Annotated in this window: 9 protein-coding genes; 4 read left to right on the forward strand and 5 right to left on the reverse strand. The window is 33.5% G+C overall.

The features are described from left to right. The 4 genes from FYJ33_RS15435 to FYJ33_RS15450 form a co-directional block, all read left to right on the forward strand. Positions 1-114: IS3 family transposase (locus FYJ33_RS15435; RefSeq protein WP_154530158.1), on the forward strand; the 114-nt coding region annotated here is incomplete at its 5' end. An 84-nt stretch (positions 115-198) separates the two neighbouring features. After that, positions 199-1,560: an ankyrin repeat domain-containing protein gene (locus FYJ33_RS15440; protein ID WP_154532788.1), complete on the forward strand. Its 1,362-nt coding sequence runs from the start codon at positions 199-201 to the stop codon at positions 1,558-1,560. Next, positions 1,554-2,387, forward strand: a complete 834-nt coding sequence (locus FYJ33_RS15445; protein ID WP_154532790.1) for a radical SAM protein — start codon at positions 1,554-1,556, stop codon at positions 2,385-2,387. Before FYJ33_RS15440 ends, FYJ33_RS15445 begins: the two co-directional genes overlap by 7 nt. Then, positions 2,384-4,003: an AAA family ATPase gene (locus FYJ33_RS15450; RefSeq protein ID WP_154532792.1), complete on the forward strand. Its 1,620-nt coding sequence runs from the start codon at positions 2,384-2,386 to the stop codon at positions 4,001-4,003. The genes FYJ33_RS15445 and FYJ33_RS15450 overlap by 4 nt, the downstream gene beginning before the upstream one ends. Positions 4,004-4,517: 514 nt before the next feature. Here the strand turns inward: FYJ33_RS15450 and FYJ33_RS16545 are convergent. The 5 genes from FYJ33_RS16545 to FYJ33_RS15470 all read right to left on the reverse strand — a co-directional run bounded on the left by FYJ33_RS16545 (position 4,518) and on the right by FYJ33_RS15470 (position 8,213). Beyond that, positions 4,518-5,252: a UPF0236 family transposase-like protein gene (locus FYJ33_RS16545; RefSeq protein ID WP_328598720.1), complete on the reverse strand. Its 735-nt coding sequence runs from the start codon at positions 5,250-5,252 to the stop codon at positions 4,518-4,520. 38 nt (positions 5,253-5,290) lie between these two features. Continuing rightward, the gene (locus FYJ33_RS16550; protein WP_235900876.1) at positions 5,291-5,797 is read right to left on the reverse strand and encodes a UPF0236 family transposase-like protein; all 507 of its coding nucleotides are present in this window, start codon (positions 5,795-5,797) and stop codon (positions 5,291-5,293) included. A 192-nt stretch (positions 5,798-5,989) separates the two neighbouring features. After that, positions 5,990-6,247 (reverse strand): hypothetical protein, encoded by a 258-nt coding sequence (locus FYJ33_RS15460; RefSeq protein ID WP_154532794.1) that lies wholly within the window; start codon positions 6,245-6,247, stop codon positions 5,990-5,992. Between the two features lie 114 nt (positions 6,248-6,361). Continuing rightward, complete coding sequence (locus FYJ33_RS15465; protein WP_154532796.1) at positions 6,362-7,390, reverse strand: HNH endonuclease family protein; 1,029 nt, start codon at positions 7,388-7,390, stop codon at positions 6,362-6,364. A 49-nt stretch (positions 7,391-7,439) separates the two neighbouring features. Then, entirely contained in the window at positions 7,440-8,213 is a 774-nt protein-coding gene (locus FYJ33_RS15470; protein ID WP_154532798.1) for an IS3 family transposase, read from the reverse strand. Positions 8,214-8,791: the final 578 nt, after the last annotated feature.

Here is an 8,791-nt window from a genome sequence, read left to right on the forward strand (position 1 = left end):
GAACTTAAGTTAGAATTAAGAAGTTATGTATTATGGTATAACAATAAACGCATTCATAGTTCTTTAAACTATATGACTCCAGTTGAGTATAGACTTGCAAATATGACCGAATAAAAAATGTATTAAAGAGTGTTGACAATCCAATGAGATAAAGCAAATAATTAAATTACAAACATACTTATGAAAGGGGCGTTACTTATGGCAAATGATAATCAGATAGCATTCCTTTGTTCGAGATTGAAGGAGCTTCGTGAAAAGAATGGCTGTACCATGGATGACATAGCAAAGAAGATTGATGTATTAGAGGGCTTGGAACCAGGAACTGGTATGAACAAGTCGTCTATTTCACGTGTTGAAGGTGGAAAAACTGCAGAAAAAACTCTATTGGAAATGGCAAGAAAATATTGTAAGGTTTTTGGAATGTCAGAATCACAGACCGAGCAATTTTTAAGAGGGGAGAAGGTTGCCGTTCCAGATACTTCAGCGTTACTTAAAAATTCACAGTTAATTGATGAACTGAACCAGGAATATAGTAAGGTAGTTATTCCAAAGGTAGTTGTTGATGAATTAGATAATATAAAGAATAAGAACTCAGGTCCTCTTGGGAGAAAGGCTTGGGAAGTTATTCGTGGTATTAGCTACGGTTCTCGTACAATTCTTATGGAATATAATGGCGATGCTGATGAAGATAACGAAGATTGTAAAATAATATATATTGCACAGGAGGCTTCTGATACATATCACTGCAAAGTAGATATCATAACAGAGGACACCGATTATTCTGCATATCTTAAAGGGCATGAATCCGTTTCAGCATTACATCTTAGAGAATATATGGCTACTAAGCAGGATCTTATCAATATGACTAAATTGGCTAGAATTGACGCTTATTACGCAGATTCATATGAGGAATGCGAAGAACCAACAGCAGACGAAGTTAATGCATATCTTCAGGATGGAAATACACTTATTATTTCTGCTGTAAGAAATAATAGGGCCACAATTGAGCAAAGGAAAGAAAAAATCAAATGGCTCATTCAGCTTGGTGCAGATGTGAATAAGCGTGATTGCAGTCGTAGATATTTCCCTGCTCTATCGCATGCAGTGCAGATGAAGGATTATGAGATGTTTATGTTTTTGCTTTTAGAGTGTAAGGCAAATCCTAATGTTGGAAGTAGAAATCCTTTTGATGCCGGAAAAGTACGACAGAAGAATGAGGGCAATATGCCATTAATGATTGCTGCCTGGGAGGGAAAGAAGGATTTTGTAATTGCTTTATGTGAGGATGAAAGAACCAGTATTAACCAGCAGGATGCTAATGGATTTACTGCGCTCATGAAGGCCTGCATGAACGGTCACTTTGAAAATAATAAGGAAAAGCATACTTGGGATATTCGAAAGATACTCATTGATGCAGGAGCTGACCAGAAGATCGTTGACATTGATGGTAAAACTGCTGCTGATTGGGTTAGTGAGTATCATGAATCTGGTCCTACAAGAAAGCAGTTTAATAGAGGTAGCAATAAGAATAGTCAGAAGAGGGGGAATAGAAGATGGTAACACGAGCTTGTATATCGATAAATAATCGATGCAATCTCAATTGTACTTATTGCCATTTTCATGAGAAGAAGGATTACATTCAAGAGGACAATATGGATGTAATTACTATCCTTGATAATATTACTTCGCATATTGAAGATAACGATATTGATTTGTTTAAGTTAGGGTTTGTGGGCAATGGAGAACCACTGTTAGATTATGAAAAACTTAAGCAGTATATCGTTCATATTGGCGATTATTTGAAATCTGGAAGAATTGCTGCATACACCATTACAAACGGTATTTTAGTTGATCGTGAGAAGTTAGAATTCTTCAAAGGATACAATGTAAATGTTGGCTTTTCAGTAGATGGAGTCCCTGCTATTCACGACAAGTATAGATGTGGAACTCATGAGCGAGTGATGTCAAATATAGCTTTATACAAAGAAGTGAATGGGAAGTATCCTTCTATGAATTGTACTGTTGGAAAAGAGATAATTGATAATCCGGAAGCGACCATAGGTTTCTTTGAGCAATTTGGTAATAGGATTACGTTTTCTAGGATGATTGGAAAACAGGGGATATCGTTACTTGAATTTAATACATTCTTGAGTAAAGCGATGGAACGATTGAATGTTAGAACTGGTGGCTACGACTGTACCATGTATGGTGGCATGTGTGGTGCAGGAATGGACAATATTTTTTACGCAAATGGAAAGATATTCATATGTGGTAATTGTATTGATTTACCTTTTTCAATGCCTTATGAAACACCTTTAAATGAGGTTTGTTTTGATGTTAACTATTTTGATAGAAACTGTTGTTTCAAGGAGGTGTTTACTGGTTGAAAATAGCATTATATGGAATGCCTTGTGCGGGCAAGAGTACATTGATGGATAAAATAACTGATGCAAAGGTTATTAATGGCAGCCAGGAGTTGAGACGTATTTGTGGTGGTTCCTTTTCGGAGCTATCAGAAGAAGAGAAACATCAAGTTAGAATTAAATACACAGAATATATTAATGGATTGAATGATGAAGTAATTGTTTCAGATGGACACTATTCCTTTATGGAGAATGTTGCATTTACTAAGGCTGACGGAGATTTGTACGATATCTTTATTTATCTGTATTGTTCTCCGGAAACTCTTAAGAAAAGATATGCTTTGTCAGAGAAAAATGCTAAGTTTGCTGGCGAGTCCATTGAGTCGATAAGACAATGGCAGGAGTTTGAAATAGGTAATCTTAGGGAGGAATGCCATAAGCGAAATAAGGACTTCTACGTTGTAAGTGATAATGAAGAAGAACAGAATAAGGTTTTTGATTTCTTATCTTTACTTCGAGAAGGCTTCAGCTCCTATGATTTAGCGACAGATATTTGTAATCAAATAATGGAGCAGTTCAACAAACAGGACGTCCTCTATGTAGTTGATGGAGATAAAACTATTATTACGCAAGATTCATATAGGTTCTGCTGTCATAGTAAGACAAAGATATTCGATGGAGATTTTTATACTGGCTATCAATCATTTCTTTTTGAGAAGGAATTACAAGCCGCGTCTATTGACAAATCTAAAATTCCAGAGATAACAATTAATAATGAAGTATATGACGTAGTTGCAGCAAACAATTATGTTGTGCTTTCTTCTGGGATAAAAGATTTGTGGAGCGATATTGCTAATGTTAAGAACCTTGGAACTATATTTGCTAGTCCATACATAAGCGCAGATGTTAAGTATTATGTTGTAAAGCAATTGCGAGAACATGGATACACTGTTTTTGCCTATGGAGATAGCAAGATTGATTTATATATGTTACGCGAGGCTGATAAAGGATTTCTGTATATTGGTAAGCGAATAAGCAGAACATTGAAGAATGAAAGCTTATCAGGCTTGGTGCCGATTTACGATCATTCTTTGGTGGTATTGGCTGATGAGGACGAAGAAGTACAAGCTGATATTACTATCTGCAAATCGAATTCAGGGATAAGTGGAAGTAGGCTGGCAGCGGCACATGTGCGTTTGGGAGAAAAAATAGGAAGGCGCATTGCTACCGTATTCCCAGAGAAAAATATGTCAATCTTAGTTTTGGAACGAGGTGGCAGGTTTTTTGGTGACGGAGTATATATGGGAGCAGGCGGCATTTTTTATTCGATGAACCCGAAGCAAGATGATACTCCTGTGATTAATACAGAGAGAGTAGTTATTGTTGATAGTGTGATTAATACTGGAAAATCAATATTGAGGATTATTGATGAGATAAAGAACCATAATCCGGGCATTGACGTTATTATCGCTGCAAATGTTATTCAGAATGAAGCAGTCGAGTTGTTTAAGGATTATCTCGTGTTTGCAACAAGGCTTTCGAAGAATTCATTTGTTGGAGTTAATCAATCAAAGCAAACTGGCAAAATAGGACCGGATACTGCAGATAGACTTTTTAACTTAATAGAAAAACGATATTGAAATGATTTTGTTGCAACAAGATTATGATAATTTGCAATTTAATATGAAAATATTGATAGAAATAGGCTGTTTTTTGGCTGGAATAAGCTCTGAACAGTCTATTTTTATGCCTTTTTGTTGCAAAAAGCTTTGAAAAGTTGCAAATCTAGGTGCTTTATCATTGTTTGTTGCAGATAAGTACATGCTGTTGCATATATTGCTGTAAAAACAACACTAGTTGCAACATAGTTGAATATTGTTGCTATAACTGACGGAAATATTGTAAAAAATGCAACAGATGTTATGATGTACTTACAAAGAAACGGAACAGTAATTCAGTAGCAAATAAACAAAGTAAACCACAAGGAGGAATTCATTATGAGAACAGAAAGAGTAAACGAGTTAAAGGCAAGTATGAAGTCATTTGGGTTTGTGTCAAGTAAATGTTGGCAAAAATATATCTTTTTAAACTTTTTATTAATTATCCATTATTTTACATATAAATTGTATTTTTTCCCTTCCCTATAAATCTATTTTATGTATATGATAAATCTCCAAAATCTTTTAATCCACATAAATTTCGTATTACTTTTCGACCTAGTGTTACGGCAGCAGAGCTGTACGGTATTGATGCAGTCTTCAGTGGATAAATATCAGGTTTATTATTACCAGCATCTACTTTTTTAGCTGATAGCGGTGTATTAATAATAACATCTCTTAATACTGACTCTGGAATTATATTTTTATATATTTTATCAACAGTTTCTGAAAGTCTTTTATTCTTTTGTTCACATAATATTTTTGCTAGATTATCTGCTCCTTCAACAGACCAGCTCATCCTTCTGCCTTTCATTCTCTTTGCTAATGTTGAAAATATGCTTGACTCCATTGTCCCCATCTGTCTATATTCTATGCCTTCCGGAGCCGAAGGGATTTCTATATTTGCTCTTTGTTTATAAGGTATCAGCCCTTCCTTATTTTTTGAAAGATAATTATATAAGTCAGATAATTTTTTAAACTCTTTTTCATCATTATTTGCTTCAATAAGCATTTGTTTTAAAATCTCCAGTCCTTTATCAGGTTCACCTTTTCTAAACAGCTTAAGAAGTTGTTTGCGCTGAGTTTTATCTTTGACATTTTTAGTTATTGCTTGAGCAATATGAAACGGATCCAACTGAAAATATATATTGTTGTCCTCACAGCTCTTCTTAATCCAGCTTGCACCATCTCCGTTAAGTACTCTGAGTGAAATTTCATCAACATTATACACTTCATTTATTGTTGCATTACATAATTTTTTAAAATGATTCACAGGCTTAAAACTTGCACATAAAATTTTATTTTTCTATCTTCAAGTTTAGCTATACCCCTTCCGAAAGTTTGAACTACGTTCCAAACGGCCTGAGGACTAATTTCTTGGTTGCACATATTCTTTATGTTATCAGAAGTCTTTCTATAAGAAACTTCTGTAATATTGTTTAAAATAGATTCTGTAAGGTTAACTGAAATATTTCCTATAATGTCCATATTTAAATATTCATCTAACAAATACTTAGTAACTTTTCTGCCATCATCCTGTTTAATCTCGTATATTCTTCTGGAATACTCTACATCACCCATTATTGTCTTAACACATGTCTTTCTAATACCCTTATTTCGATACAGCTTAGTATCTCTCTCAACCATCAGCTTTTGATCTAAAGTTTCCAACACTGACTTCATTAATTCGCAAGCGGTATCGCATGCATATTTATAAATTTTCTTCTCTAGCTCCTTGAAACTTATTCCTTTTTCATTTAAACTTAAATCATACATAAACTCAGCTCCATTCATTTAATCTCGACAATTAAATTATAATGGATAATTTATGTATTGGGGAGATGTTTTTACATCTCCTTTATTTTTTATCAATTTTCCTGCCTACAAAAATTATACTCTAACCTTTAAAAAATATAGAGATAAAGAAAAAAGCCAGCTTAAAGGGAAATCAAAGCTGGCAGGCGCGTATCATTTTACATATTTATTTCGCAATGCAATACCCTCGATTACTCCGCGCGTATAAGCCTCCAGAGCTATAATTCCATCATCGGCAACAATCGCATCAATTATCTTTTTAAATTGAATCTTCTGTTCAGAACTCATATTTATCTGAAATGAGCATATTAATTTATCAAGCTCATCCTGTCTTTGTTGGTACTCCTCCGATTGAATATACTCTCTTAAGGAATCATCGAATCCATCCTTGATACATTCTTCAAGTTCCATTGTCATTCACACCTCCAATACCGGGATAAATATTGATTGGCCTGTTTAGCAAAATAAAATAACTCCGGGTAACGAATCTAGAGTTATTATACCGAACATTTGTTCTGTTGTCGATTAGGATTTCTTTCTTAATGAATCATTTATTATCTGGCCGGTGCTATCCTTCCAATTTTTCTCTTCAAAATTTTTATTTCCCATTTTGCTATTGTCCAAAGATGCCGCAAGTGTTAAATTTCCCAATCTATTCACTACCTTTGTATACTCATCTTCATCAAGCCCTGAAACACTCGCCCAGTATTCATTTTGTGTTTGTGGCATAACATGCTCAATATTTAACGCGAACAAATCAACTGGCACCTGATTTTTATAGCTTTCAATCTTATCAAGGACCCAACGAATATTAGATAACGAATATGCATTTGCTGTTTCAAGATAACTTCTCAGCTGTGTATCGTCTGGCATAAACTTAGAGTTAGCTTTATTATCATTTACAAGATAATATATGCAAATATCAACATACTTTTCAAAGTTTCCATTCGATTCTACTTGTGCCTCAACATTCTTTAAATATCCCGGAAAAAATCTGGAAATTGCACTTGTATCTTGCCAATTGATATATCGTCTAATCAAATATGTATTAAGTATTTTAAGAGTATGCTTAGCCTGATCCTGAGAAATCTCACCCACCCTAAGATGTTCAAGCATTCTAATAGCAAATGGAGCAGGCATAAAACTTTGAAGTTTTCTAAAATCAAGCAACTGTTCACCCAGCGGATCCTGCTTTTCACTCAGATATAATCTTTCAAAATGCTGTGCATAATGTAATACTTCGCCTAGGATCTCTAAATATTTATTTTCTCCATCAAGAGCCTTCCAATAATCCTTAAATACCTGGTATAAGTCTTTCTCAGTTGTCAAGGTATACATCTTAGTTGCCAGATAAAATCTTATAAACTCAGCAAGTTTTTTTGACTCAGGAAAAATCTTTTCTAATTTTAACCAGTACTTTTTATAAATGGTTTCCTGCTCATCATTCGTACGTCTCATCATTATATAGTTACGTATTAAATCAGCGGCAGTTAATTTTTCCCCTGTAGAATTTATACTTTCAAAAATCTGTTGTGCATTGTCATCAGCATCCAACTCAATTTGGTCTTATGTCAATATTTGGGACACAAAAAGTCAAACTTTTTTATATTACACTTCTAGCCAGTAATTCACATTGATCTGGAGTCATGTAATTAATCGAAGAGTGTAGTCTTTTTCTATTATACCAACCTTCAATATATTTAAATATTGCTATATTAGCTTCTTCGAAGGTACGATATGTAGTTCTATAGATTTCTTCCTTCTTTATTGAAGAGTGGAAAGATTCTATGCATGCATTGTCATATGGACAACCTTTTTTACTAAAAGATTGTGTAATATTAAATTCTTTACACAGTTGCTTTAAATCATTACTAATATATGTAATATCTCCTACCCATTTTTCATTAATAGATGTAGTTGTAAAATCTCTCTTCAAAACGTTTTCCAAACCTTCTGCTACTTTTTTATTTGAATGCGGTTTGTATTTTTTTACTGTTATTGCACAAAGCCCAAGTTTAGTCATTCTTCTTTGAACTCTTTTCAATGATACATTGAAGCCTTTTAATTTAAGTATATGGTGGATTCTAGGAGCACCATAGATGCCTTTATTAGCTTTATATATACGTATAATAGCGGATTTTAATTCTTCATTTTCCTCCTTAATTCTTGCTATTTCTTTTTTTAATTCTTTGACTTCTTTTAAAGTCATAACCTCATTTTCATCTATTTTGATTTCTTTAATATCCTTGATCCATCCATTAATTGTTGATTTTGCAATGCCATATTCGCTACTTATCTCTGATAAGGTCATACCTGATTTGTATAAATCTACTATCATATCCTTATAGTCTTGATCATATCTTTTGCCCTTTCCCATAGTGGACACATCCTTTCTTAACTAAATAATATTTTACTTAGTTCGACTTATTGTATCCACTACTTTATACTAACACCACAGTATAAAAAAATGTACTGTACACACATACTGTTAAATAGTATTATGTAATAGTAGTCAAATAAAGGAGAGTTTAAGAACATGAATCAAAAAGTTAGCGATAGAATAAAAATATTAGGATTTTTTATGACTTGCTTTATGGTATTTTACCATTGCGGATCGGTAGGTAATTCAAATACATTCGGTGCATTTGATGCATCGTGCAATAGCTTTCTAAACTATATTTTCAACACAATGGGTATGGTTGTAATGAGTCATTTTTTTGCAGTTACAGGATTCCTTCTTTTTTATCACCTCAATATGAAAAATTATTCTTAGGGTTAAGCATAATTCTTAGCCCTTATATATCAAGGCTCTACAGAGCCAAGATTTCTTTATCACTCAAATTTTCCTGAATTATCTATGTCCGTTTGGATAATACTAATATTAATGGATATACTAATTAGTTTTACTAAACGGAGGTTTACAAATGATAAGACAAGAATTATTAAACATAATTG

Origin of the sequence: Inconstantimicrobium porci (genome assembly GCF_009696465.1) — a bacterium.
GTDB classification, from domain to species: Bacteria; Bacillota; Clostridia; order Clostridiales; family Clostridiaceae; genus Inconstantimicrobium; species Inconstantimicrobium porci.

Bases quoted from the DNA above. Each gene is read 5' to 3' on its own strand.
- FYJ33_RS16550 (WP_235900876.1), bottom strand. From the start codon at position 5,797: ATGTATGATTTAAGTTTAAATGAAAAAGGAATAAGTTTCAAGGAGCTA.
- FYJ33_RS15460 (WP_154532794.1), bottom strand. From the start codon at position 6,247: ATGGAACTTGAAGAATGTATCAAGGATGGATTCGATGATTCCTTAAGA.
- FYJ33_RS15445 (WP_154532790.1), top strand. From the start codon at position 1,554: ATGGTAACACGAGCTTGTATATCGATAAATAATCGATGCAATCTCAAT.
- FYJ33_RS15470 (WP_154532798.1), bottom strand. From the start codon at position 8,213: ATGGGAAAGGGCAAAAGATATGATCAAGACTATAAGGATATGATAGTA.
- FYJ33_RS15440 (WP_154532788.1), top strand. From the start codon at position 199: ATGGCAAATGATAATCAGATAGCATTCCTTTGTTCGAGATTGAAGGAG.